Raw genomic sequence first — 25853 nt, 5'->3', positions numbered from 1 at the left:
GCACCTTGCTTAACGGCCGTCCGCGTCAACGCGATGATGTGCTGTTTCACCTGCGCACCCGTTCGCCCCATGAATTGTGGCTGGTAATCGTCGACGCCTCGGCCTCGACGCGTCGCCATCAGGCGTTGAGCGATGCCAAGGGCTTGCTCGCGCAATTGTTCGACGACGCCTATCGCCAACGCGCACGCCTGGCCTTGCTGACCGCCAGCGGACATCTGCCCAAATGGCAGGTGCAAGGATTGAAAGCTTCAGCGGGCTTGCGCACCTGGCTCGATGGGCTTGGTGCGGGCGGCGGCACGCCGTTGCTGGCGGCGCTGGGTGAGGCGGGGCGTTGGCTGGCGACACGACAGACGCGTTTTCCGGCGGAACAGCAAAGGTTGTTGTTGGTGACGGATGGGCGGTTGAAGGAGTGGTCGATGTTGCCGGCGCTGGAGTGTCCGGGGCTGCTGATCGACATCGAGCGCGGGCCGATTCGCCTTGGGCGGGCGCAGGTTTTGGCTGCGCAGTTGCAGGTCGAATATCGACATATCGATGTGCTGCTTCCGGGCTGAGATGTGTGTTGTCTGAAAGGGCCTCTTGTGGAGCAAAACACAGACCTCATAAACACCGAAGAACCCTGTGGGAGCGGGCTTGCTCACGAAGAGGGAGTGTCAGTCGCCATCGATGTCGCCTGATACACCGCATTCGCGAGCAAGCCCGCTCCCGCAGGGTTAATCCTGGATTACTTGCCCATCGCCTGCCGGTATTGACGAGTACGCTTGGCGATGTTCAACCGGTCGAGAATCAACGCCCATATCGCCGAGACTTCAGGCTGGGTCTTGCGCCCACGACTCAGGCGATTGAGCTGGAACTTGACCACAGCCATGCTCGCCAAAGCAGCCAGGGGTTTGCGTTTCCAGCGGATCGGCGGCAATTGCGGATGGCTGTTTTCGCCCTCGCGCCAGCGTTTGACCAGATGCGGTTCAAGGGCCAGCGCCGTGCCGATACCTGCCATGGCGATGCCACTGTCGAGCACCTGTTCGACGATCGCCAGGCGCCGAATTCCGCCCGTCACCATCACCGGCATGTTTGCCACACCGGCCAGCTCCCCGGCCATCTCCAGAAAATACGCCTCCCGCGCCAGGGTCCGACCATCACGGGCCTCGCCTTGCATGGCGGGTGCTTCGTAGCTGCCACCGGACAGCTCCAGCAGGTCGAGCTGTTGATCGTTGAGCCACTGGATCACTTGCCGGGCATCGTCGGCGTCGAAACCGCCACGCTGGAAGTCCGCGGAGTTGAGCTTCACCGCAACACAAAACTGCGGCGACACGGATTGGCGCACTGCACTGACCACGGCCATCAGCAAGCGCGCACGATTTTCCAGTGTGCCACCCCAGCGGTCGGTGCGGCGATTGGTCAGCGGCGAGAGGAACTGGCTGATCAAGTAACCGTGCGCGGCATGGACCTGCACGCCAGTGAACCCGACCTTCTCTGCCAGGGCCGCGCTGGTGGCGAAGCGTTGAATAACATCTGCGATGTCGTCTTCGCTCATGGGTTTGGGCTCGGCGAACATCTTCGAGAATGAACCCAGATCCAGTGCCACCGCCGAAGGCGCCAAGGCTTGCTGGCCGAGGTTGGCCATGGTCTGACGCCCGGGATGATTGAGTTGCATCCAGAACTGCGCGCCACCGGAGCGGCCGATTCGCGCCCATCGACGGAAGCGTTCGAGGTGGCGCTCATCTTCCAGCACCACGCCACCAGGGCCGGTCATGGCGCGGCGATCGATCATCACATTACCGGTCAGCAACAGTCCGGTTTCGCCCTCGGCCCAGGCTTGGTACAACCGAAACAGCGCGTCGGAAGGTGCCTGCCCGGTATCGGCAAGGTTTTCCTCCATAGCGGCTTTGGCAATGCGATTGCCGAGGGTCTGGCCGTTGGGCAGATTCAACGCTTGGAAGGGCGACATGCTTGACTCCTCATCAGTAATGAGACGAGGCTAAGCTTAAAGTTAACTTTAATGTCAAGCAGGCAAACGAGGCCGTGATGAAGATTGGTGAATTGGCGCAGGTGAGTGGGTTGAGCGCGTCGCGTATTCGTTTTTACGAGGCTCAGGGCCTGATCCGTCAGGTAGCGCGCCAGGCCAACGGTTATCGGCGTTACCCGCCGCAAGTGTTGCAGACCTTGCAGATCATCCAGTGCGCCCAGCAGGCCGGCTTCAGCCTCGAAGAGCTCAAGCAGCTGTTGCCGGACACGCTGACGGGCGCATTCAAACACGACGAATTGCTGGCGAGCCTTAAGCGCAAGATTGAGCAGATCGAAGCGATGCAACTGCACCTGGCTCAGAGCAAGGCGCAGTTACTGGGGTTGATCGAAAACATCCAGGCACGACCCGAGGGCATGGCTTGCGATGCGAATGCCGAGCGGGTGCTAGCGTCGTTCAAGCATGAGTTCTGATGGCAGCCGCCGTCACACTCATCGCGGAGGGAATCGGATTACGCATCAATGTGCCTACCACCAACGCCCCCAACAATGCCAGCAAACCCGCGACCCACAGCAGCAGACTGAAACCGCCGATGAAGGCCTGACGTGCCAGCGGTTCGATCAGTGGGCGGGCGGCTTCCGGCAGCAGGCTCATCGCCGCCGTCATGTCACCGGCTACCACCCGCGAGGCGATGCCTTGGGTCTGATCGAGCCATTGCGCACCTTGCGTCGACAGGCTGGTGCGCAACAACTGTTCGGTATGGCTCGATAGCAAGGCACCGAACACGCCGATGGCCAGCACGATCGCGCTGAAGCGCATGGTGGTGCTCATGCCGGACGCCATGCCGGTGCGCTCCCGTGGTACGCAAGCCATGATGTTCTTCTGTGTGTCGCCATTGAGCAGCCCGGCACCGGCGCCAGTCACGGCAATCGCCAGGGCGAAGGACAGGTACCCGCCACTGCTGACCGCCCAGGCACTGAGCAAATTGCCGCTGCCGACCAGGGTCAGTCCGGCGGCCATTATCGTGGCTGGCGCAAATCGGCTCGCCAGACGCACGCCGATGCGCGGGCAAATCAACATGGTCAGGGCAAACGGCAACATCCCCAGGCCCGAGGCGATGGCCGAGAAACCCAGGCCGTTTTGCAGGTAGAACGGCAACAGGGTCATCATTACCTGGGCGCAACCGGCGTAGGCAAACATCCCCAGCAGCGCGCCGATGAAACGCGGGTGTTTGAACAACTGCAGGTCGACCATTGGCCGTTTTTGCATCCGCTCGATCACCACGAACAGCCCGAGCAACAGCGCGCCACCGATGAGTCGGGCGTAGGTCTGCGGGTTGCTCCAACCGATCCGGTTAGCCTCGATCAGCCCCCAAATCAGGCACAGCAAACTCGCACTGAAGGCCAGGCTGCCCCAAGGGTCTAGCCGTGCGGATTGGGTATCGCGCGACTCCGGCACGGCGCGCCAGACCATCGCCATCAGGAACAATCCCACCGGCAAATTGAGGTAGAAAATCCAGCGCCAGCCAATGTACTCGGTGATCACACCGCCCACCGTCGGCGCGGCCGTCATCGCCACCCCCATGCACGCGCCCCAGAACGCCCAAGCCTTGGCCCGTTCCACTTCGTCGTGAAAGGTATGGCCGATGGAAGCCAGAGCGGAGGTCAGCAGCAGTGCGGCACCGACACCCTTGATCGCCCGGGCGATGTCGAGGAATAACGCCGTGGGCGCCGCACCGCAACCGATGGACGCGAGAATGAAAATACCCAGGCCCCAGAGCAAGGTTTTCTGCCGGCCAAAGCGGTCGGCGATGCTTCCCGCCGGCAACAGCAGCGCGGCGAAGGCCAGCATGTAAGCACTGACCACCCACTCGATGTCGGCAAAGTTGGCTCCCAGATCCCGGGCAATGGTGGGCAGGGTGACCGCGACGATGTTGGTGTCGAGGACGATCAGCGAACAGACGCCGGAGGCCGTCAGCAGTGTCAGGCGCGGGCTGACCCGGCTCATGGTCTGATTGCCTTTTGGGCAAGGTCGTTGGTCGCGGCGTCGATCAGGGGTTTGACGTTCATGGTCTGGGCTCTCTACTGTGAGTGCTAGTGAGCTTATCGCGACCGGTTACGGCCTTCGTTAGCCAGGCAACAGGATTTCATTACCTTTGAGCTAATACACCCATGGACATACGGCATTTCCGCTACTTTCTGGCCGTTGCCCGGCAAGGCAACTTCACCCGCGCCGCCGAACAACTCGGTATCGCACCGCCGACCTTGACTCGACAAATCCAGGACATGGAGAACGAACTCGGCACACGATTGTTCGTGCGCCAGACACGTGAAGTCAGCCTGACAGAGGCCGGCGCCGCGTTGGTGATCGAAGCCGAAGCGACAGTGCGGCAATTCGAATACGCCCAGCACAATGCCCAGCGGGCCGGGCGCGGGGATATTGGTCATATCGAACTGGGTTACGTGGCTTCAGCGGTGTACTCGGGCTTGCTGCAAAAACAGGTGCAGGCCTTCAGTCGCGAGTGTCCGGACGTCAGCCTGAATGTTCGGGAAAGCCCCATGGCATCGCTGCCGGCGATGGTGGACGAAGGTCGATTCGACATTGGATATGTCCGTTCACCCATGACCTTGCCGGAAGGTCTGGAAGCCATTCGCCTGGACGCGGAAGGCTTTGTGCTGGCGGTGCCGACCGAGTCTTGGTTGTGTCGCTTGTCGGAGATCAGCCCGGAGCACCTGCAAAACGAGACGTTCATCCTTCCGGAGCAAATCAGCGGCACTTTGCAAGTCGCTGCCGAGGGTGGTTTCGCGCCGAAGCTTGGCGCACAGCCGGGCGGCCTGGTGGCGGTGATCGCGCTGGTGTCGTTGGGGCAGGGCGTAGCCGTGGTGCCTGAGTCGGTGGTTGGGCATGTCGGTTTGCCGGGTGTGCTGTATCGGGCAATCAAGGGCTGCGAAGCGAGTTCGTGGTTGTCGTTGATTTATCGGCGGTTCGAGAAATCAGCGGCGGTTGTCAGGTACATCGAGCAGATAAAGCATGCTTAAGAGCAGAAGCTTCGCGAGCAAGCCCGCTCCCACACTTGATCTCTGTCGTGCACAAAATCTGTGTCCACTGAAGACCCAATGTGTGCGGGCTTGCTCGCGAAGACTGCCGTAAGAACAACGAGTATCCAAAGCTTCTACAGATTTTGTAATGATTTCCGGCTGTAGGAATTATCGCTACCACCTGTACGATCTAAGGCCTTTTTCCTTTCAGGATCTGCATGAACACCCTTTCGGAGCCTCCCAGTTATCCTTTCTCCTCGCGCCACCGCGCGGTCTTGATGCACGCGAAACACCCGGTCTTTCGCCTTCTGAATACCTTTGACATTGCAGCTCCACGGCCTTTGCGCCGCGCCTTGCCGTGCCCGGCATTCTGAATTCGCTGAAGAGATCGAGACATTTTTATGGAATGGATAGCTGACCCCACCGCGTGGCTGGGTTTGTTGACACTGATTGTGCTGGAGCTGGTGCTAGGCATCGATAACTTGGTGTTCATCGCGATCCTCGCGGACAAGTTGCCGCCCGAGCAGCGCGACCGTGCGCGAATCATCGGTTTGTCCTTGGCGTTGTTGATGCGCCTGGGTCTGCTGGCGAGTATTTCCTGGTTGGTGACCCTGACCCAGCCATTGTTCGAGGTGTTCGACAAGAGCTTCTCCGGTCGTGACCTGATCATGTTGTTCGGTGGTGTGTTCCTGTTGTTCAAGGCCACCATGGAGTTGCATGAGCGACTCGAAGGCCACATCGGCCAGCGCTCGACCAACGCGGCTTACGCAATGTTCTGGCCGATCGTGGCGCAGATTGTGGTGCTCGACGCGGTGTTCTCGCTCGATGCGGTGATTACTGCAGTAGGCATGGTCGATGAACTGGCGGTGATGATGATCGCGGTGATCATTTCCATTGGCCTGATGATCGTCGCCAGTAAGCCGCTGACCCGTTTCGTCAACGCACACCCGACGGTGATCATGTTGTGTCTGGGCTTCCTGATGATGATCGGCTTTGCGCTGACCGCCGAAGGCCTGGGTTTCCACATTCCCAAGGGCTATTTGTATGCGGCCATCGGCTTCTCGATCCTGATCGAGGTCTTCAACCAGATCGCCCGGGCGCGTCGCAAGAGATCCGTGCAAGGGCTGCGGCCAATGCGTGAGCGCACGGCGCACGCGGTCATGCGTTTACTCGGCGGTCGCAAACTGGCGGTGGAAGAGGTCGGCGAGGAGATTGCCGACATGCTGGACAACGGTGAGATGCCGAGCGGCGAACTGTTCGACCGTCGTGAGCGAGTGATGATCAGCGGTGTGTTGCAACTGGCCGAGCGACCGATCCGCAGCTTGATGACCGTGCGCGCGGATGTCGATCACATCGACCTGTCCGACGATGCCGAAGCCATTCGTACGCGGTTGATGCATTCCTCCTATTCGCGTCTGCCGCTGATTCGTGACGGCGCCGTGGATGAGCCGCTGGGCTTTGTGCACAAGAAGGAACTGTTGAAGGAGTACCTGGCCGGCAACGAACCGGGTCTCGAACAACTGGCGCGCAAGACCATCAACTTGCTGGACAGTTACACGATCCTCAATGCCCTGGAACAGATGCGCAAGGCCTCGACCCACATTGCGTTCGTGGTCAATGAGTTCGGCGACTTCGTCGGTGTCTTGACCATGACCGACATTCTTGAGTCGATTGCCGGTGAGTTACCCGATGCCAGCGAAATCGAAGGCCCGGATGTGGTCGAGGAAAAGGGCGGGTTTATGGTCAGCGGCGCGTTGAACCTGGCGCGGGTGCGTCAGCGGACCGGGTTTGCCGCGGAACCGACCGATGACTATCAGACCCTGGCCGGGTTGGTGGTGAGCTTGTTGGATCGTCTGCCGATGATCGGTGACAGCCATGAGTGGGAAGGCTGGCGGATGACGGTGGCGGCGGTTGCAGAGCGGCGGGTGACGCGGGTTTTGCTGGTGCGGATCGACGGGTAAATCTGCGCCGGTTTTCAGGGCCTCTTCGCCAGCAAGCCCGCTCCCACATTTGATCTCCATTGTTTGAGAGAACGCGGACTCATGTGGGAGCGGGCTTGCTCGCGAAAGCGATCTGACAGACAACGCAGACCTTACCGATGGAGGGCTTTGAGTTGGTTGTCGAGAATCACCTTGCCCCATGGCCGATAACGCAGGGAAAACACCGCGGTGGGATGGCAACCGGCTGGCGAAGGTTGCGCGATCGCCGGCTCGGCGCGAAACGGTTGGCCTTCGGCACTGACCTGGCGGAACGCTTCGCGAACGATGCCGACGGAGCAGGGCAGTGCGCTGGCGTAGCTGTCGCGGACGAACGGCGACAAACGCCCGGTGCCGGCACCGTCCTGCCACCATACGTGAACACCCTGACTCGCCAACCCACTCAACCACTGTCCATTCACCTGAGGCGCGAGCTTGCCGGTGCTGAATGCACTGACATGCAGCGGCGCATCCAGTTTGCTGGCGAAGTCCTTGAGCTGACGTTGCAGGGTGTGCCGTCGATCGACCGCCAGGAAGTGCGCATCGTCCAGCTCCAGGGGCAGATACCAGCCGCTGACCGACAGGTTCCAGTCCTGGCGCAGCATCTGCTGCTGGGCCAGCGACCGGCCCAGCTGCGCCTGCCAATAAGTCGCGAGCCCGGCGCTGTCCAGTTCATCGATACGCTGGTAATAGGCCGGGTCCATGCTCAGGCCCAAGACCAGATTCAGACCTTGCTCATGGGCCAGCTTCAGACTGTTGGCGAGCCAGCCATTGGCGCCACCGAAGTTCGAATCACCGTAAGCGGTCCACTGCACGATCAGCGTGTGGGCACCTTGTCTGGCGGTGGCTTGCCAGATCTCGCGCCATTGCGTCTGGCTGAGGCTGGCATCGACGTTGAGCGGTTGATAGAAAATGCGTTCATCAGCGCGGGCGGCAGCGCTGCTCAATAACAGGCAAAACACCAACAGAAGTCGTGTCATCAGAAATTCCACTCCACGCCGAGCAGCACGCCGTTGCCGCCTTCATACAAATTGCCGCCAAGGGATTGCTGATACTCAGTGCGTACCGTCAGGTGCGCGCGGTAGGCGTTGTAAATGTCGTCGTCGAACCACCATTGCCAACGCAGGCCGAGACCGGCGCGCAGGTCCTGGCGCCAGTCGTTGCTCGGGTCCTGGGTGGAGAACTCGACAAAGCCGTAAGGCATGAGGGTTTGCGCGCCGTTGAACGGCAATTTCCAGGTATGACCTTGCTGAAAACGCGACAGCCATTGGTGATCACCGGCCTTGGTCCACCAGGCTGCATCGAGATAGAGAAAGCGTTCTTCCCAGTCGCTTTCATCCACGCGCCAGTCGTTGCGGAACCGACCCTGATCAAGGAACGAAGCGGTCGTACGCAGCAGGTAGTCGGTCGTGACATTCCCGTCCTGGCGATGATCGTCGACCTGATCCGACAGCTTGTCGGGGTTGAGCATCCGGCCCAGGCTCAGACCGTGATTGTCCTCATCATTGAACTGGCTCTGCTTATAAATCTCGCTGTAGAAATTGATGTTCGCCGTGCCCCAAGGTTTGTAGCGCAGACCGACACCGGTGGCGATGGATTCGGCGTAGCTCGATCGCCCCTGGCCGCCGAGCAACACCCGGCCATACACCGACAGCGTGCTGCCGGCGCGACTCGGCTCTTGCCCCAGCGCGTGGTCCCACATGGCGAGTTGCACGTTCTGCGACGTCGAGCGGCGTTGCGACCCCGTGCTCTCGTCGGGTCGCAGAAAATCATTGGTCGAAACCCCGGCCGGTGACCAGGTGCTGGCCAGGGTGCGGGAATCGCGACGGGACAGGGTTTCATGGGCGCGACGCTGGCGATAGCGGCGCGCTTCCATGCTGCCGTTTTCATCGTCGGCAGCCACCGGGTGCTGTTCCAGATCGATGACCCGGCGCAGTTCCTTGCGTGCTGAGGCGCTGTCTTCGGCTTCGTCATAACGCAAGGCCAGGGTTTCGCCGAGGCGATAATCTTCCGGAAAATTGCGGGTGGCGCTCTGCAGGTAGGGGATGGCGCGAGCGCGTTCCTCCCTTGTTTCGGCACCGGCCAGACGCATGCCGTAGTCAGCGCGATAACGCGGATTGTCCGGCTCGCGGCGCACGGCTTCGGCCAGCCACGCCGTGCTTTGTTCCGGTTTGCCAGCCTTTTGCGCAGTGACCGACGCCCCATAGAAATGCCCGGCATCCGGCGACTGCTGCAGGGCTGAACGTTGACGTTGCAGGGCCAGCGCGTGATCGCCTTGCGCGTCGGCAATCGCGGCACCGAGGGCCCATTCATTGGCGCCACGGCTGCGACTTTGCTGCCAGTAACGTTCGGCGGCCTGGTGATCGCCAGCGGTCAGGGCGCTGCGACTGGCGGTGAGTCGGGCGTTATCGCTCAGTTCGGCCTCGGGGATGCTGCGCCAGATGGCCAGGGCGGCGGGCGAATCACCGGCCGCTTCCAGCGCATATGCCAGCGGCAGGCGACTGCCTCGGTCACCGGTTTTTTCTGCGGCCTGGTAATACACGACCGCTTCACCTGGCCTGTCGGGCATCGCGCAACGACCGAGGGCGCGGTACTCGCCAGCGGTTCGCGGTTGAGCGCCGATGGCTTGCCGAACCGCATCGCACCGGCCACTTTCGGCCAGTTGCGCCAGTAGCTGACCGCGAGTGGCGGGATCGACTCGATTGAGCAACGACACCCTCCGTTGTTGCTGCGCCGGGGTCGGCGTCGACGAGGCATAGAGCCCCGCGAGCCGTTGCAGCAGGGCGGGGGGAAGCTTGCCGCCGTGGCGGTCGTAAGCGTTTTCCAGCAGTTGCTGTGTGTGTTCACGCTGGCCGGCATTCAGCGCCAGATAAGTGGCCTGATTGAGTGAACCGAGGTTGCCGGTCTGCTGATAGTGCCGTTCCCACAGCGTCGCCGCTTCGGCAGTGCGCCCCAACGCCTGGAGCAGTTCGGCCCGACGCTTGAGCACGTCGGCGGTCTGCGGCTGGCTGGCGAGCCAGGCCATGACTTTGTCGCTCTGACCCTCTTGCTGCCAGACGTCCAGCAGACGTTGCTGGCGACGGGTATCCCAAGGCTCTGGCAGGCGCGTGCTTTGCAGCAGTTCGGTGGCGTGCAGGCGTTGGGCGAGGATCAGCCAGGTTTGCGGGTCGTCCTCGGGCCGACAATGACGAAGCTGCGAGAGCGCCACATCCGGATCGCGTCGAGACAGCCATTCGACGGTCTCCAGGCACGGCCGCTGCAACTCGCCACTCAAGCGTTGCACCGTGGCGGTGTCGCCGGTTTGCCGCGCCAGCTCCCACAGCCGTTGGCGTTGGACGGGATCGGCGAGGTCGCTGGCCGGCAGCGATTGCATCCAGCGTTGGGCCTGCTCGGTGCGGCCCATGGCAATCGCTCGATCAACCATCGCCAGGCGAATCTTGCGCGCAGCCTCCGAACTTGGCGCCTGTTGCAGCAACTGTTCCAATGGTTGTTCGTCGAGGCGTTGCACGTAAGCATTGGCCAGTCGCTGCCAGCCTTCGGCGTCCAATTGTTGGCTGGCTGCCAGGGGTGCCAGTTGCTCGATGGTGCCGTTCCAGTCGCGCAATTGCTCGGACCAATTGGAAAGGGCCAGGTGCAGAATCTTGTCGTCACCTTTGGGCTCCAATTGCGCCAGCCAGTTGTGCGCTCTGGCCGCTCCGCCGAACTTGGCCAGGCTCAGGCTGTAGGCCTGCCACAGTCGCACACGCTGAGTGAGGTTGCTGGTGGCCATCCACTGTTCCACCTGCCCGCTGCCCGGAGGATCCTGTTCGATCCAGGTCAGACGCAGGATAAGCAGGGCGTCGCTGTTGGCCGGGTTGTCCGGCAATGCTTGCACGGCATCCTTGTATCGTCGCTGCTTGGCCAGCGCTTCCACCAGCAACGCACGGGCTTCATCGTTTTTTGGCACATTGGTCAGCAGGTGGCGCATCAGTCGTTCGACTTCGGCCCAGTTGCCTTTTTTTGCCTCGCGGTAGCTGCGGTCCATGTAGGGGAAACTGCGAAATTGTTCGAACTCGGTCAGCGGTTCAGCCTGTACCCACGCGGCGCCATTCAGGCTCAGCAACAGGCTGCCGACGAGCAGGGCGTGACGATGGCCGGGCTTCATTCGACCTCCCGGGCAATGCGGTAGGCGGCTTGCTGTTCGCTGGCCTGTTCGACCAGGGCCTGTTCGAGTACTTCCTGGGTGATCATGCCGCGGGAAATCAAATGTTGGCCCAGCGACATGTGCTCGGCATCAAAGTCGATCAACGCCTGATTGAACAGGCTCGGCGGAACCATGCCGCGTACTTGCAGCAAATTGCCCAACAGCACCTGGTGATGGCCGACGCGTTCGAGCAAGGCTTCATCGTCCTGATGACGCTCAAGCACCTCAAGCATGTGATGCACGTCTTCATTTTGCCGGCGGCTGGCGTACCAGTAACGAATACCCAGTGTGACCCGACCCTGAGGTGCCAGACGGCAGCGCACCGGGCGCTTCAACTGACGGCTGATGGCGCCCAGTGAAACCTGGCTGACCGGCCCTTCTGAGGCCAGCACCAGCGTGTCGCCTTCTTCGGCCACCGGCAGCACGCCGTAGTGAGAAGCGACCTTGCGCGGCACGAGGTCGATCAGGTGCCTGTCGAGCTTGAACGGGTTGAGCGGCGCCCATTCCATGTCCAGCTGTTCGGCCAGGGTTTCCACCAGTTGCGTGCTGTTGATGTGTTCGCGCAATAGCAGTTCGTGGCCCAGTCGGCGCCGTACCGGGCTGGTGATTGCCGCTTCCAGTTGTTCCTCGGTGAGCAGGCCTTTTTCCACCAGGCGATGACCCAGCGGTGTGCGATGGGCTTTGGTCAGGGCCGGGAATTCATGGGTGGTTTTGTCCCAGGCCACGCGACGCGAATCGCCCATTTCCATGACTTGGCGTAGCGCCCGTACGTTGGCGAAGAAGTTGACGAAATTGCTCCACATCATCCGCGGTGCCGACAACAGGCCTTCGCCCAGCCCGTAATAGCGAGTGACGAACCAGCCGCGCTGGAACAGCCGATTGATCAGCATCAAGCCATTGAGCCACAGCAGGGTTATGAGCAGCGGGCTGTCGGCGAGGATCGATGGATAACGCCAGGCCTGCGGCGCAATCACCGTCATCAGCCACATCGCCAGCAGCACCAGAAACAACAGGTTGACCAGAAAACTCAGCAGGTAAGCGATCAGGCCGCGACGGTCACGCCACAGGAAATAGTTGAGCCGCGCATGGGGGCTCCAGCCGAGGTTTTTGGTGCCCTGAAAGACGATGCCGACGATCCAGCGGGATTTTTGCCGGATGGCGTGCTTCAAGTCCCGGGGGAAATGCTCGCGAACGCAGATCACCTGGGAAAACGCGCGGTCCATGCCGAACACCCAGGGTTGATCCAGGGCCAGTTTCGGGTCGGTCACCGAATAGCGGGCGAAGATGCACTTCATACCTTTTTGCTTGAGGCGAAAACCGATGTCGTAGTCTTCGGTCAGGCTCTGTACGTCGAAGGCAATGCCGTCGCCGTCTTCGAGCAGGGCGCTGATGGCTTTACGGCTGAAGCACGTGCCGACGCCAGCGCTGGGCACCTGGCCGGTCATGGCTTCGCGGACGATCACGTCCTTGCCGTGGTTCTCGGCGAATTCGTCGACGTAGTGCCCGGCGGTGAAACCTCTCCATTCCGGTGCGTAGGGATAAACCGGAATCTGGATCAGGTCTTTGCTCGGCAGCAGGTAATTGAAGAGGCGCAATTCCATGGGCGAAATCACGTCTTCGGCATCGTGCAGGATGAACCCGGCAAAGTAGATTTTCGCTTCGCTTTCAAAACGCAGGATCGCGTCGATGATGTTGTTCAGACAGTCGGCCTTGCTGGTAGGGCCGGGGCGGGCGCAGACCACTTTGTGCACGTTGGGGTAATGCCGGCAGACCGCATCGACGTCAGCCTGGGTCTCGGCATCATTGGGGTAGGTGCCGACGAAAATCTGATAGTTCTCGTAATCGAGGGTCGAGGCGGCCAGGCGCGCCATTTCACCGACCACGCCGACTTCGTTCCAGGCCGGCACCATGATCGCCAGGGGTTTTTCGGCAATGGCGTAGAGCCGTTCTTCATCGGCGCGTTTGAATTTTTCGTAGTAGCGCCAGCGCCGGATCAGCTTGCGGCTCCAGTACACGAGGTCGATGAACAGGTCATCGAGCCCGAGCACGAACATCAACAAGGCCAGGATGATCGCGAGGTATTTGAGACCGAACAGCACATAGGCAAAAAAGTCGACAAGACCCAGGCTCATACGGCTCTGCCCGCCGCCGAGCGCTCACTCAGCCAGGCGCAGAGGCGGGTGGCGATGCGTTCGCTGGCGTGGCCGTCGCCGTAGGGGCTGTGGACCCGGCTCATGTGTTTGAAGTGTGCTTCGTCGTCGAGCAGTTGGCTGGCTTCTTTGACGATGCGATGAGTGTTGGTGCCCACCAGCAACACGGTGCCACCTTCAAGCACGGACGGCCGCTCGGTGACTTCCCGCAGCACCAACAAGGGTTTGCCGAGGGCGGGCGCTTCCTCCTGGACGCCCCCGGAATCGGTGAGGATGAAATGCGCGCGGCCCATCAGCCAGACGAAATGCTGATAGTCCTGCGGCGCCACCAGGTAAATGTTCGGCTTGTCCGACAGCACGCCATACACCGCGTTCTGCACCTGCGGATTGAGGTGCACCGGGTAGACGAATTGCACATCGGGGTAGTGCAGGGCGAGGTCGGCGAGGGCCAGGCAGATATTGCGGAAACCGCCGCCGAAATTCTCCCGACGATGGCCGGTGATCAGCACCATCCGTCGATTGTCGTCGAGCACGGCCAGCGGCGAGTCGGCGGCGGGGTGCCAGTGAATGTGCTCTTGATGCGTGCGCATCCACAGCAGCGCATCGATCACGGTGTTGCCGGTCACTTCAATACTGGCTTTGGGCACGCCTTCGCGCAGCAGGTTGGCTTCGCCCTTGGTGGTTGGCGTGAAATGCAGGTCGGCGAGCACGCAGGTCAGGCGCCGGTTGGCTTCTTCCGGCCAGGGCGCACGCAGGTTACCCGTACGCAAACCGGCCTCGATGTGGCCGATGGGCAACTGGCGATTGAAGGCGGCAAGGGCTGCGATGAAGCTGGTGGTGGTATCGCCGTGGACCAGCACGATGTCCGGCTCTTCGCGCTCGTAGGTCTGGTCGAGGTGCATCAGCAGTTGTTGTGAAAGGCCGTTGAGGGTCTGGCCCCGGGTCATCACTTGCAGGTTCTGGTCGACCGTCAACTCAAAGGAATCCAACACCTGATCGAGCATCTCCCGGTGTTGGCCGGTGGAGCAGATGTTCAATTCGACGTCGGGCCAGTGACGCAGTACCCGAGCCAGTGGCGCCATCTTGATGGCCTCCGGGCGAGTACCGAAAACCATCATGACTTTGAAAGGCATTGGCTCTCCTGTTACAACTCGAGCCTGCTACTCCCTGGCTATTGAGACTGTTTATCACCATCTTTTAATAAAGCAGCCGGATACAGGGTTGTCCAATGCCCTATCGCGCTTTTTGACGTCAATTCAATAGGCAGACGCTTCCTACAGCCCCTCGGACATGCCTCACCAGTTTGCAGGACCTGCCCGACAGGAAACACGGAGTTACGTGGCTACATGCCTGTTTCGTTCCAAGGCATGGCTGCACCAATTGTGAACCTGATACTCGCGCTCCGTAGCCAACGGTAGCGTTTCTTCACCAGTACGTTTCGTAACACCTTCTGCGCAGTACTGCGCATCCCTCTGATTAAAAACACTTTTCAATCTCCCCCACATTCCTCCCACAACCTGTGGCACACTTTCTGCTGTCTATTCCGTTGTTACATACCATGTTCCGGTATAGCGGAATACACATCATCTTGGAGTGCTTGCCATGCATCGCCGACTTTCCTTGTTCAAAGCGTGTGTTTTTCTTTTCGCGGCTTCCGCCGCTGCCGTGGGTGTGGCCCAGGCGGCGGACAGTAAGCTCGATAGCGTGCTGGCCCGCGGGAAATTGATTGTGGGCACCGGCAGCACCAATGCGCCGTGGCACTTCCAGGGCGCGGACGGCAAGTTGCAGGGTTTCGATATCGATATCGCGCGCATGGTGGCCAAGGGGTTATTCAATGATCCGAGCAAGGTCGAGTTCGTGGTGCAGTCGTCCGATGCGCGGATTCCCAACCTGTTGACCGACAAGGTCGACATGAGCTGCCAGTTCATCACCGTGACCGCCAGCCGTGCCCAACAGGTGGCGTTCACCCTGCCGTATTACCGCGAAGGCGTCGGCCTGTTGTTGCCGGCCAACAGCAAGTACAAGGAAATCGAAGACCTCAAGGCCGCTGGCGACGACGTGACCGTGGCGGTGCTGCAGAACGTGTACGCCGAAGAACTGGTGCATCAGGCGCTGCCCCAAGCCAAGGTCGATCAGTACGACAGCGTGGACCTGATGTACCAGGCGGTGAACTCCGGCCGTGCCGACGCTGCCGCCACCGATCAGTCGTCGGTCAAATACCTGATGGTGCAGAACGCCGGTCGCTATCGCAGCCCGGCCTACGCCTGGAGTCCGCAGACCTACGCGTGTGCGGTCAAGCGCGGCGATCAGGACTGGCTGAACTTCGTCAACACCACCCTGCATGAAGCCATGACCGGCGTTGAATTCCCGACGTATGCGGCATCGTTCAAGCAGTGGTTCGGCGTCGATCTGCCGACCCCAGCCATCGGTTTCCCTGTCGAATTCAAATGATCCCGTGAGAGCGGGGCGCCCGTAACGCGCCCCGTTCAAGGTACTGCTGACCATGAACTATCAGTTGAATTTTGCCGCCGTGTGGCGCGATTTCGACACCTTGCTGGCGGGGCTCGGTCTGGGCTTGCAGTTGGCGCTGGTGTCGATCGCCATTGGCTGCGTGATCGGCCTGCTGATGGCGTTTGCTTTGCTCTCAAAGCACCGTGCGTTGCGGGTGTTGGCATCGGTGTATGTGACGGTGATCCGTAATACGCCGATTCTGGTGTTGATTCTGTTGATCTACTTCGCCTTGCCGAGTCTGGGGATTCGTCTGGACAAGATCCCGTCGTTCATCATCACCCTGTCGCTGTATGCCGGGGCGTACTTGACCGAAGTGTTCCGCGGCGGGTTGTTGAGCATTCCCAAGGGGCAGCGCGAAGCCGGGTTGGCAATCGGGCTCGGTGAGTGGCAGGTCAAGGCCTACGTCACTGTGCCGGTGATGCTGCGCAATGTGCTGCCGGCGTTGTCGAACAACTTCATTTCGCTGTTCAAGGACACCTCGCTGGCGGCTGCGATTGCCGTGCCGGAGCTGACCTATTACGCGCGCAAGATCAATGTCGAGAGCTACCGGGTGATTGAAACCTGGCTGGTGACCACAGCGCTCTATGTTGCGGCCTGTTACCTCATTGCCATGATGCTGCGTTACCTCGAGCAGCGTCTGGCGATTCGCCGATAGGAGGCCCCCATGTACGAATCCCCCAGTTGGTTGCATGAGTTATGGGTGGCCCGGGAAGTCCTGTGGCAAGGCTTTCTGACCAGTGTGCAGGTCTCGGCCCTCGCCATTTTGTTGGGCACGATGGTCGGCATCGTCGCGGGTCTGGTACTGACCTACGGCAAGTTCTGGATGCGTGCGCCGTTCCGTTTTTACGTCGACCTGATTCGCGGCACGCCGGTGTTTGTATTGGTGCTGGCTTGCTTCTACATGGCGCCGGCGCTGGGTTGGCAGATCGGCGCGTTCGAGGCCGGCGCGTTGGGACTGACGCTGTTCTGCGGCTCCCACGTCGCCGAGATCGTGCGCGGTGCGTTGCAAGCGCTGCCGAGCGGCCAGATGGAAGCGAGCAAGGCCATCGGCCTGACGTTTTATCAATCCCTCGGTTACGTGCTGTTGCCCCAGGCGCTGCGGCAGATTTTGCCGACCTGGGTCAATTCGTCCACCGAGATCGTCAAGGCCTCGACCCTGTTGTCGGTGATCGGTGTCGCCGAGTTGCTGCTCAGCACCCAGCAGATCATCGCCCGGACCTTCATGACCCTGGAGTTTTACCTGTTCGCCGGTTTTCTCTTTTTTATCATCAATTACGCCATCGAATTGTTCGGCCGGCACATTGAAAAGCGGGTGGCCCTGCCATGACTCAAACTGAAATGACCCACGCGCAGCCCCTGCTGGATATTCGCGGGCTGCACAAACGTTACGGCGAACTCGAAGTGCTCAAGGGCGTCGACCTGACTATGCAGCGCGGCAACGTGGTCACGCTGATCGGCTCCAGCGGCTCAGGCAAGACCACGCTGCTGCGTTGCGTGAACATGCTCGAAGAATTTCAGGGCGGGCAGATCATGCTCGATGGCGAGTCCATCGGTTATGACGAGATCAACGGCAAGCGTGTAAGGCACCCGGAAAAAGTCATCGCCCGGCATCGGGCCATGACCGGCATGGCGTTCCAGCAGTTCAACCTGTTTCCGCACCTCACCGCTTTGCAGAACGTCACCCTGGGTTTGCTCAAGGTAAAAAAGCTGCACAAGGACGAAGCGGTCGCACTGGCGGAAAAATGGCTGGAGCGGGTCGGTTTGCTGGAGCGTCGCGATCATTTCCCCGGTCAGTTGTCCGGTGGTCAGCAGCAGCGCGTGGCGATTGCCCGGGCGATTGCGATGAACCCCAGCCTGATGCTGTTCGATGAAGTCACCTCGGCCCTCGACCCGGAACTGGTGGGCGAAGTGTTGAACGTGATCAAGGGCCTGGCCGATGAAGGCATGACGATGCTGCTGGTGACCCACGAAATGCGTTTCGCTTTCGAGGTTTCGGACAAGATCGTTTTCATGAATCAGGGGCGGATCGAAGAACAGGGGCCACCCAAGGAACTGTTCGAGCGCCCGCAATCGCCGCGTCTGGCGGAATTTCTCAAGAACACGCGTTTTTGACTTTTTACTTTTCAATCAGGAGAAACACTCATGAGCATTACCCGTTACGGCACCGGCAGCACTGCCGGTGGCGGCCAGCCCCGTCCTTTCGCCCGTGCCGTTGAAGCCGATGGCTGGCTGCACGTGTCCGGCCAGGTGCCGGCGCTGGAAGGCGAGATCATTGCGGGCGGCATCGTCGAGCAGACGCACCAGACCATGAAGAACCTGATCGCCATTCTCGAAGAGGCCGGTTATGGCCTGGAAGACGTGGTGCGCACGGGCGTGTGGCTGGATGACCCACGGGATTTCTGGAGTTTCAACAAGGTGTTTTCCGAGTACTTCAAAAGCGAACACGCTCCGGCCAGGGCCTGTGTGCAGGCGAGCATGATGGTCGATTGCAAGGTCGAGATCGACTGCATCGCGTACAAGAAAAAGGCCTGAACCGAGTCGCGCCCTTCGCGAGCAAGCCTCGCTCCCACAAGGAAACGCGATCTATTGTGGGAGCGGGCTTGCTCGCGAAGGCGGCCTAACAGTCGCCACCGCACTCTGGTTAAACTCCCTGCACTTTAATGGGAACCTGATGACATGACCGAAGACACCATCAAACGCCGGGCTCGCGGTCTGGACCGGGCGTTCGATATCCTCGATTTCCTCAAGGAAATCGGCCAGCCCCTGCGTCCGAACGAAATCGCCAGTGGCATCGGCAGCCCGAAATCCACGGTCTATGAACTGGTGGCGTCGCTGCTGGAACGGCGGATTCTGGAACCCGTGGGCAAGGACGGTCACGTCTACCTCGGCCGTCAGCTGTACTTCCTCGGGCAGGCGCACTTGCGTCACTTCGACCTGACCCGCGAGGCCGATCATGCCTTGCAGGAGATCGTCAGCCAGACCCGCGAAACCGCGCAGATGTGCCTGCTTAACGGGCGTAAATACACCGTCGCGTTGATGAAAGAGGGCGAGCGGCATTTCCGCATTTCCTCGGACATCGGCGAGAACGCGCCGATACCCTGGACCGCTTCCGGGCGCCTGCTGCTGGCGCACCTGAGTGACCAGGCAATCGTCGACCTGATCGACCATGACGACTTCATTCTGCCCAACGGCGAGCGTCTGCCCCTGGAACAGTTTCTCCAGGAAATCCGTCAGGCCGGTATCGATGGGTTCTTCTCCTTCGATAGCGTCGCCGACACCTTTACCCATTGCTTCGCCGCGCCGGTCAAAGACCCCAACGGCGTGGCCATTGCGACCCTGTGCATCGTCGCCCCACGGGCTGATGCCAAGAACAATTACAACGACTATCGCCGGGTGCTGATCGACAGCGCCAACAGCCTGGCCCGTCGCATCAACGAATAACAGCGGCTGCCTGCAGCCGCGAATGTGAGGAGTTCGACCATGTCTTCTGCCAAAAATACTGCCGCCGTGGAAAAGGGCTTTGCACACACGGGCGCCAACCTGGTGCGCGACGTCAGCCTGCCCGCGCTGGTGCTGCATCGCGAAGCGCTGGAACACAATATTCGCTGGATGCAGGATTTCGTCAGCAACAGCGGCGCGGAACTGGCGCCCCACGGCAAAACCAGCATGACCCCGGCGCTGTTTCACCGCCAACTCGAAGCCGGTGCCTGGGGCATTACCCTGGCCAGCGCCACCCAGACCCGCGCGGCTTACGCCCATGGCGTGCGTCGGGTGCTGATGGCCAACCAGTTGGTCGGCACGCCGAATATGGCGCTCATCGCCGATCTGCTGGCAGACCCGACGTTCGATTTCCATTGCATGGTCGATCACCCGGACAACGTCGCGGACCTGGGCGCGTATTTCGCCTCTCGCGGCGTGCGGCTGAACGTGATGATCGAGTATGGCGTGGTCGGCGGTCGTTGCGGTTGCCGCACTGAAGAGGAAGTGCTGGCGCTGGCAAAAGCCATCGCCATGCAACCGGCCCTGGCCCTGACCGGCATCGAAGGGTACGAAGGGGTGATTCACGGCGATCACGCGGTGAGCGGCATCCGCGCCTTTGCCGCGTCCCTGGTGCGTCTGGCCGTGCAATTGCAGGACAACGGCGCGTTCGCCATCCCCAAGCCGATCATCACCGCCTCGGGTTCGGCCTGGTACGACCTGATCGCCGAATCCTTCGAAGCGCAGAACGCTGGCGGGCGCTTCCTCAGCGTGTTGCGTCCCGGCAGTTACGTTGCGCACGACCATGGCATCTATAAAGAAGCGCAATGCTGCGTGCTGGACCGGCGCAGCGACTTGGACGAAGGCCTGCGTCCGGCGCTGGAAGTCTGGGCGCATGTGCAATCGTTGCCGGAGCCCGGGTTTGCGGTGATCGCCCTGGGTAAACGCGACGTGGCCTACGACGCCGGCTTGCCGGTGCCGTTGCTGCGTTACAAGGCCGGCGTGGTGCCGGCGACTGGCGACGACGTGAGTGCCTGCAAGGTGACGGCGGTGATGGACCAACATGCGTTCATGACCGTGGCGCCGGGGGTTGAACTGCGCGTGGGGGACATCATTTCGTTCGGTACTTCGCACCCGTGCCTGACGTTCGACAAGTGGCGCACCGGGTGTCTGGTGGATGAGCATCTGAATGTTATCGAAACCATGGAAACCTGTTTCTAAGGGTTGAGACCGCGGCGCGCCTTCGCGAGCAAGCCCGCTCCCACAGCGGAATGCGTTCCCCTGTGGGAGCGGACTTGCTCGCGAAGTCGGCCGATCAGACAACACCGAAACACCAGAGACCCCACGACAATGAACACCATCAACACCCTCGGCCCCAACCCCCCGCGCATCGCCCTGATCGGCGAGTGCATGATTGAGTTGCAACAGCGCGCCGACGGCACTCTGCAACAAAGCTTCGGCGGCGATACCTTGAACACGGCGGTCTACCTGTCCCGGGAATTGGGCGAGGGCGGCACGGTGGATTACGTCACGGCCCTGGGCGACGACAGTTTCAGCGATGCCATGTGCCAGAGCTGGGCCGAGGAAAATATCGGCCTGGGCATGGTTCAGCGTTTGCCCGGACGCTTGCCCGGTTTGTATTGCATCCAGACCGACGCCGCCGGTGAGCGGCGCTTTCTTTACTGGCGCAACGAGGCGGCTGTCCGCGATTGCTTCACCACGCCCGCCGCCGCACCGATCCTGGCAGCGCTACCGGATTACGACGTGCTGTATTTCAGCGGCATCACCCTGGCGGTGCTCGGTGTGCAAGGTCGGGAGAAGTTGCTGGAAACCTTGATCGAGGCCCGGCAGCGGGATGCGCGGATCGTCTTCGACAACAACTATCGACCGCGTTTGTGGGGTTCGATCGAGGACGCGCGGACGGCCTATCGCAGCGTGCTGCCCTACGTCGACCTGGCGTTGCTGACCGTCGATGACGAGCAGGCGCTGTTCCATTTTTCCGATTGCGAGGCGGTGTTTGCCGCTTACGAGCAGATCGGCACGCCCGAGGTGGTGCTCAAGCGCGGCGCCGAGGCGTGTCTGATTCGCTGTGATGGAGAGTCTTTCGAAGTGCCGGCGCAGAAGGTCGAGCGGGTGGTGGATACCACGGCGGCGGGGGATTCGTTCAGTGCGGCGTATTTGGCCAACCGGCTCAAGGGGGGGAGCCCGGTCGAGGCTGCCGAGGCCGGGCATCGGTTGGCGGGTCGGGTGATTCAGGTGCCGGGGGCGTTGATTCCGAGATAAGCAGTGGATGGCCGCCTGCTGCGCAGCCGGTTCGCGAGCAAGCCCGCTCCCACAGGGATTGGGTGAACACTGAAGATCCAATGTGGGAGCGGGCTTGCTCGCGAAGAGGGCCCTCAAGCCAACCGCTCAATCCCTATAAAACACCTGCACAAGGTGATAACCAAATTTGCTCTTGATCGGCCCATGCACCACCCGCAGCGGTTTTTTGAAGATCACCGCATCGATGACCCCGACCATTTGCCCGGGCCGCACTTCACCCAGATCACCACCACGCTTGCCGGACGGGCAGGTGGAATATTTCTTGGCCAGCACATCGAAGGCTTCGCCCTTGGCGATGCGTTGTTTGAGCTGCTCGGCTTCTTCCGAGGTTTTCACCAGAATATGGCGGGCTTGAGCTTTCATTGGGGCAGGTACCTTGCAACAGTGGTGACAGCGGGGCGCGCGATTATGCCTCAACTCACTCGGATCGGCCGATCATCGTACGAATCTTGTTGGCCAACAGATCGATGGAAAAGGGTTTGGCCACCATGTCCATGCCTTCCTCCAGAAAGCCCTGGCGCTCGGCGGCTTTCTGCGCATAACCGGTCATGAACAGCACTTTGAGGTCCGGTCGATGCTGGCGAGCGATTTCCGCCAGTTGTCGCCCGTTCATGCCCGGCAGCCCGACGTCGGTCACCAGCAGATCGACGCGCAAATCCGATTCAAGCAAGGGCAGGGCGGCCTTCGCATCTTCGGCTTCATGGGCGTGATAGCCCAGCTCGTTGAGCAGGTCGAGCACCAGCATGCGCACCGCCGGATCGTCTTCCACCAAAACTACGGTTTCACCGGCAATTGCCGCCGGCGCTGCGCTGGTGACCGGCGTTAACGTATCTATCGGCTCCGAAAGGTACAGGCGCGGCAAGTACAAACGCACGCTGGTGCCCTGGCCCGGCAAACTATGAAGGCTGACGTGGCCGCCGGACTGCTGGGCGAAACCGTAGATCATCGACAACCCCAACCCGGTACCCTGACCGATGGGTTTGGTGGTGAAGAACGGATCGAACGCCTTGGCCAGCACCGACGGCGTCATGCCGGTGCCGTTGTCGCTGACGGCAATCATCAGATAGTCCCCGGCCTTGACCGATTCCAGGGTGGAAATGTCACTGCCGTCGAGGTAAACGTTGGCGGTTTCGATCAGCAGTTCGCCGCCATCAGGCATCGCGTCCCGGGCGTTGATCACCAGGTTGAGCAGGGCGTTTTCCAGTTGACTGACGTCGGTACTGACCGGCCAGACTTCATCGGCCAGTTGCAGTTTGAGCTCGATGTGATCGCCCTTGGTCCGGTGGAGCAGATCTTCCAGGGAATGGATCAGCTCGTTGGCGTTGAGCGGCTTGCGATCCAGTGACTGACGCCTTGAAAACGCCAGCAGACGATGGGTCAGGGCGGCGGCGCGGTTGGCCGAGGACACCGCCGCTTCGGTAAAGCGACCGATCTCGGCAGCGCGACCATCGGCAATGTAGCGTTGCATGAGGTCGAGGCTGCCGATGATCCCGGTGAGCATGTTGTTGAAGTCATGGGCGATGCCGCCGGTGAGCTGCCCGACCGCTTCCATCTTCTGCGCATGCCGCAATGCCTCTTCAGCGCGCTCGCGCTCGAACATCTCGCTCTGCAACTTTTCGTTGGCTTCGGCCAACTGCCGGGTGCGGGCGGCGACCCTTTCCTCCAGGGTTTCGTTGAGATTGCGCAAGGCTTCTTCGGTCTGTTTACGCTCGGTTTCGTCGATCACGAAAATGTAGAAACCGTTCACGGCGCCGTCCGCACCGTGGCGCGGCAGGTAGTTCATCAGTGCCTGGCGGATGCTGCCATCCCGGTGGGGGGTGCTGATACTGAAACAGCAGGGTTTGCCAGACAGCGCATCGGCGATGTATTCGGCGCGTAGCGCGTAGGCTTCTTCGCCGAGGACTTCACGAATGGTCCGGCCGAAGAGCTCCTGGGGTGTCAGGCCATACCAGTCGAGGTACGCGGCGTTGTTCAGGCGAAAGCGTTCCTCGCTGTCCACGTAGCTGATCAGGATCGGCATGGCGTTGATGATCAGTTGCAGTTCGGTCTGGCTCTGGCGCAGGGCCTGCTCGGTGAGTTTGCGTTCGGTCAGGTCCAGGGCAGCACCGAGAAACCGGATCGGCCGTCCATGGTGGTCCTTGTAGCAACGACCGCGGGCAAACACCCAGCGCAGTTGGCCATCAGGTTGCTGCAGGCGATACTCCTCGGCGTATTCGGTGCCATGGGTGATGGCGTATTTGATACTGCGGGCGACCATGGCGCGGTCTTCCGGGTGCACCCCGTGGAGGTAGGCGCTGATGGGCAACTGGCCGGCGAGCAGCGGGTCGACGCCGTGCAGTTGGGCGAAGTGGGTATCGGCGATGAAGCGGTCTTCGCCAATGTCCCAGTCCCAGGTGCCGACCGCGTCCGTCGCGGCGAGGGCCAGTTGCAGGCGCTCCTCGGTTTCGTGCTGGGCCTTGAGGCTGGCTTCCGAACGCTGCTCCAGTTCGAGGGCGATGCGCCGACGCTCGTTGGTTTCGATGGCGGTGACCAGAATCCCGGCGACCTGCGCACTTTCATCGCGGATGGGGCTGTAGGTCAGATCCAGCCAGAAGTCGGAATCTTTGTCGTCACGCTGTAAGGTAAAGCGCTGCTCGCTGTAAGTCCGCACTTGTCCTTGTAGGACAGCGCTGTAAATCGGGTCGGTAAAGTCTTTGAGTTCTGGCCAGATTTGGTGCGTTGGTTGTCCGAATGCATGTGGATGCTTGGTGCCGGCGAGGAAGGCGAAGCCGTCGTTGTAGATCTGCGTGAGCTCTGGCCCCCACAGCAATAGCATCGGCATCGGCGAATGAATCACGATGTCCACGGCGGTTCGCAGGCTCTGCGGCCAGGTACTGGCAGCGCCTAGCGGGCTGCGTGTCCAGTCGAGTCTGGCAATCAAGGCCTGGGCATCGCTGCCGGTCGGTGATGCGTTCATCAAAATGTCCTGCACTAAAGTCGGTGTGGCGACGTCTACTATCCTTGCAGGGCGGTAGACGCTGGATGACCCATTTTGGGTCATGTTTTTTCATTGAATGCTTCGCGGGTGATTTTTGCCATGGAAATCGATGCGCTGTTAAGGCTTTTGGCCAGTCGGGAAGGCTCCGATCTTTATCTTTCAACCGGCGCGCCACCCAACGCGCGGTTCGACGGTGTGCTCAAACCCCTGGCCGATGAGCCGTTCAAACCGGGGGAAATCGCGGCCATTGCCGGGTCCATCATGGATGCCGAACAGCGTCTGGAGTTCGAGCGGGAACTGGAGATGAACCTGGCGATCTCTTTGGCCGGGGTCGGGCGCTTTCGGGTCAATATTTTCAAGCAGCGCAATGATGTGTCGATCGTGGTGCGTAACATCAAACTCGACATTCCCCGTTTCGAAGACCTCAAGTTACCGTCGGTGTTGCTCGAAACGGTGATGCTCAAACAAGGCCTGATGCTGTTCGTCGGCGCCACCGACTCGGGCAAGTCTACCTCGCTGGCGGCCTTGATCGATTACCGCAACCGTCATAGTTGCGGGCACATCATCACCATCGAAGACCCGGTCGAGTACATTCATCGGCACAAGAAGTCGATCATCAACCAGCGCGAGGTCGGCGTCGATACCCGCAGTTTTCACGCTGCCTTGAAAAATACCCTGCGCCAGGCGCCGGATGTTGTGCTGATCGGCGAAATTCGCGACCGCGAGACCATGGAACACGCGCTGGCATTTGCCGATACCGGTCATCTGGTGATTTCTACCTTGCACGCGCACAACGCCAATCAGGCGCTGGACCGGATCATCAACTTCTTCCCCGAAGAGCGCCACACGCAACTGCTCCATGACCTGGGCAACAACCTCAAGGCCTTCGTGTCCCAACGCTTGGTGCGGACCCGAGACGGCCAGCGACGGGCGGCAGTGGAAGTGATGCTGGGAACGCCGACCATTGGCGATCTGATTCGGCGTAATGAGTTTTCCGAACTCAAGGGGATCATGGAAAAGTCGCTGGAACTGGGGATGCAGACGTTCGACTGCGCGCTTTTCGCACTGGTCGTCGAGGGTGCGATTGATGAGGACGAGGCGCTGAAACATGCGGATTCGGTCAATAATTTGCGCTTGCGGCTCAAGCTACATGCCGAAGCGTCGCCCGGTCCCCATGCGCCGCCGGGTGATTGGGGCCTAATGGACTGATGCATACCCATTGTGGGAGCGAGCAAGCCCGCTCCCACATTTGATCTGCG

General features: G+C 60.8%; 21 protein-coding genes. 13 read left to right on the top strand and 8 right to left on the bottom strand.

The window, feature by feature from the left end:
- Window positions 1-5 precede the first annotated feature (5 nt).
- Window positions 6-551: a vWA domain-containing protein gene (locus ACA055_RS16825; RefSeq protein WP_497679672.1), complete on the top strand. Its 546-nt coding sequence runs from the start codon at window positions 6-8 to the stop codon at window positions 549-551.
- A gap of 170 nt (window positions 552-721) precedes the next feature.
- On the opposite strand, the gene ACA055_RS16820 is transcribed toward ACA055_RS16825, so the two are convergent.
- A complete protein-coding gene (locus ACA055_RS16820; protein WP_497679671.1) occupies window positions 722-1945 on the bottom strand; it encodes an NADH:flavin oxidoreductase/NADH oxidase family protein in 1224 nt (407 codons plus the stop codon).
- 77 nt (window positions 1946-2022) lie between these two features.
- Between ACA055_RS16820 and ACA055_RS16815 the strand changes: the two genes are divergently transcribed.
- Window positions 2023-2433, top strand: coding sequence for a MerR family transcriptional regulator (locus tag ACA055_RS16815; RefSeq protein ID WP_497679670.1), 411 nt, complete (start codon window positions 2023-2025; stop codon window positions 2431-2433).
- On the opposite strand, the gene ACA055_RS16810 is transcribed toward ACA055_RS16815, so the two are convergent.
- Window positions 2417-3967, bottom strand: a complete 1551-nt coding sequence (locus tag ACA055_RS16810) for an MFS transporter (protein ID WP_497679669.1) — start codon at window positions 3965-3967, stop codon at window positions 2417-2419. The two genes, ACA055_RS16815 and ACA055_RS16810, sit on opposite strands and share 17 nt — an antisense overlap.
- A 164-nt stretch (window positions 3968-4131) precedes the next feature.
- Between ACA055_RS16810 and ACA055_RS16805 the strand changes: the two genes are divergently transcribed.
- Together ACA055_RS16805 and ACA055_RS16800 are read left to right on the top strand one after the other, a co-directional pair.
- A complete protein-coding gene (locus ACA055_RS16805; RefSeq protein ID WP_497679668.1) occupies window positions 4132-4998 on the top strand; it encodes a LysR family transcriptional regulator in 867 nt (288 codons plus the stop codon).
- A 401-nt stretch (window positions 4999-5399) separates the two neighbouring features.
- Window positions 5400-6959, top strand: coding sequence for a TerC family protein (locus tag ACA055_RS16800; RefSeq protein ID WP_497679667.1), 1560 nt, complete (start codon window positions 5400-5402; stop codon window positions 6957-6959).
- A gap of 131 nt (window positions 6960-7090) precedes the next feature.
- Here the strand turns inward: ACA055_RS16800 and ACA055_RS16795 are convergent, their stop codons facing one another.
- From ACA055_RS16795 to wecB, 4 genes are read right to left on the bottom strand one after another with little or no spacing between them, the layout of a single operon-like run.
- Entirely contained in the window at window positions 7091-7954 is an 864-nt protein-coding gene (locus ACA055_RS16795) for a DUF4434 family protein (protein WP_497679666.1), read from the bottom strand.
- On the bottom strand, window positions 7954-11118 hold the full coding sequence (locus tag ACA055_RS16790) for an NfrA family protein (protein ID WP_497679665.1): 3165 nt from the start codon (window positions 11116-11118) through the stop codon (window positions 7954-7956). The genes ACA055_RS16795 and ACA055_RS16790 overlap by 1 nt, the downstream gene beginning before the upstream one ends.
- Window positions 11115-13289: a cyclic di-3',5'-guanylate-activated glycosyltransferase NfrB gene (gene nfrB, locus ACA055_RS16785; RefSeq protein ID WP_497679664.1), complete on the bottom strand. Its 2175-nt coding sequence runs from the start codon at window positions 13287-13289 to the stop codon at window positions 11115-11117. The genes ACA055_RS16790 and nfrB overlap by 4 nt, the downstream gene beginning before the upstream one ends.
- Window positions 13286-14440 (bottom strand): non-hydrolyzing UDP-N-acetylglucosamine 2-epimerase, encoded by a 1155-nt coding sequence (gene wecB, locus ACA055_RS16780; RefSeq protein WP_497679663.1) that lies wholly within the window; start codon window positions 14438-14440, stop codon window positions 13286-13288. Before wecB ends, nfrB begins: the two co-directional genes overlap by 4 nt.
- Window positions 14441-14909: 469 nt before the next feature.
- Between wecB and ACA055_RS16775 the strand changes: the two genes are divergently transcribed.
- The 8 genes from ACA055_RS16775 (at window position 14910) to ACA055_RS16740 (ending at window position 21578) form a co-directional block, all read left to right on the top strand.
- Complete coding sequence (locus ACA055_RS16775) at window positions 14910-15758, top strand: transporter substrate-binding protein (protein WP_497679662.1); 849 nt, start codon at window positions 14910-14912, stop codon at window positions 15756-15758.
- Between the two features lie 52 nt (window positions 15759-15810).
- Entirely contained in the window at window positions 15811-16473 is a 663-nt protein-coding gene (locus ACA055_RS16770) for an amino acid ABC transporter permease (protein ID WP_497679661.1), read from the top strand.
- 9 nt (window positions 16474-16482) lie between these two features.
- Window positions 16483-17145 (top strand): amino acid ABC transporter permease, encoded by a 663-nt coding sequence (locus ACA055_RS16765; RefSeq protein ID WP_497679660.1) that lies wholly within the window; start codon window positions 16483-16485, stop codon window positions 17143-17145.
- A complete protein-coding gene (locus ACA055_RS16760; RefSeq protein WP_497679659.1) occupies window positions 17142-17930 on the top strand; it encodes an amino acid ABC transporter ATP-binding protein in 789 nt (262 codons plus the stop codon). Before ACA055_RS16765 ends, ACA055_RS16760 begins: the two co-directional genes overlap by 4 nt.
- A gap of 30 nt (window positions 17931-17960) precedes the next feature.
- The gene (locus ACA055_RS16755) at window positions 17961-18350 is read left to right on the top strand and encodes a RidA family protein (RefSeq protein WP_497679658.1); all 390 of its coding nucleotides are present in this window, start codon (window positions 17961-17963) and stop codon (window positions 18348-18350) included.
- Between the two features lie 144 nt (window positions 18351-18494).
- Window positions 18495-19259 (top strand): IclR family transcriptional regulator, encoded by a 765-nt coding sequence (locus ACA055_RS16750; RefSeq protein WP_497679657.1) that lies wholly within the window; start codon window positions 18495-18497, stop codon window positions 19257-19259.
- A gap of 39 nt (window positions 19260-19298) precedes the next feature.
- Entirely contained in the window at window positions 19299-20516 is a 1218-nt protein-coding gene (locus tag ACA055_RS16745) for an amino acid deaminase (RefSeq protein ID WP_497679656.1), read from the top strand.
- A 129-nt stretch (window positions 20517-20645) separates the two neighbouring features.
- Entirely contained in the window at window positions 20646-21578 is a 933-nt protein-coding gene (locus tag ACA055_RS16740) for a sugar kinase (protein WP_497679655.1), read from the top strand.
- A 126-nt stretch (window positions 21579-21704) separates the two neighbouring features.
- On the opposite strand, the gene ACA055_RS16735 is transcribed toward ACA055_RS16740, so the two are convergent.
- Together ACA055_RS16735 and ACA055_RS16730 are read right to left on the bottom strand one after the other, a co-directional pair.
- Window positions 21705-21980 (bottom strand): peptidylprolyl isomerase, encoded by a 276-nt coding sequence (locus tag ACA055_RS16735; RefSeq protein WP_007898282.1) that lies wholly within the window; start codon window positions 21978-21980, stop codon window positions 21705-21707.
- A 55-nt stretch (window positions 21981-22035) separates the two neighbouring features.
- Window positions 22036-24573: a hybrid sensor histidine kinase/response regulator gene (locus ACA055_RS16730; protein ID WP_497679654.1), complete on the bottom strand. Its 2538-nt coding sequence runs from the start codon at window positions 24571-24573 to the stop codon at window positions 22036-22038.
- A gap of 120 nt (window positions 24574-24693) precedes the next feature.
- Between ACA055_RS16730 and ACA055_RS16725 the strand changes: the two genes are divergently transcribed.
- Window positions 24694-25803 (top strand): PilT/PilU family type 4a pilus ATPase, encoded by a 1110-nt coding sequence (locus ACA055_RS16725; protein ID WP_497679653.1) that lies wholly within the window; start codon window positions 24694-24696, stop codon window positions 25801-25803.
- The last annotated feature ends 50 nt before the right edge of the window (window positions 25804-25853 follow it).

It is taken from the genome of Pseudomonas sp. LBUM1657, assembly GCF_059716075.1.
The sequence above is the reverse complement of the archived record's forward strand: the minus strand, read 5'-3'. Positions and strand labels throughout refer to the sequence as shown.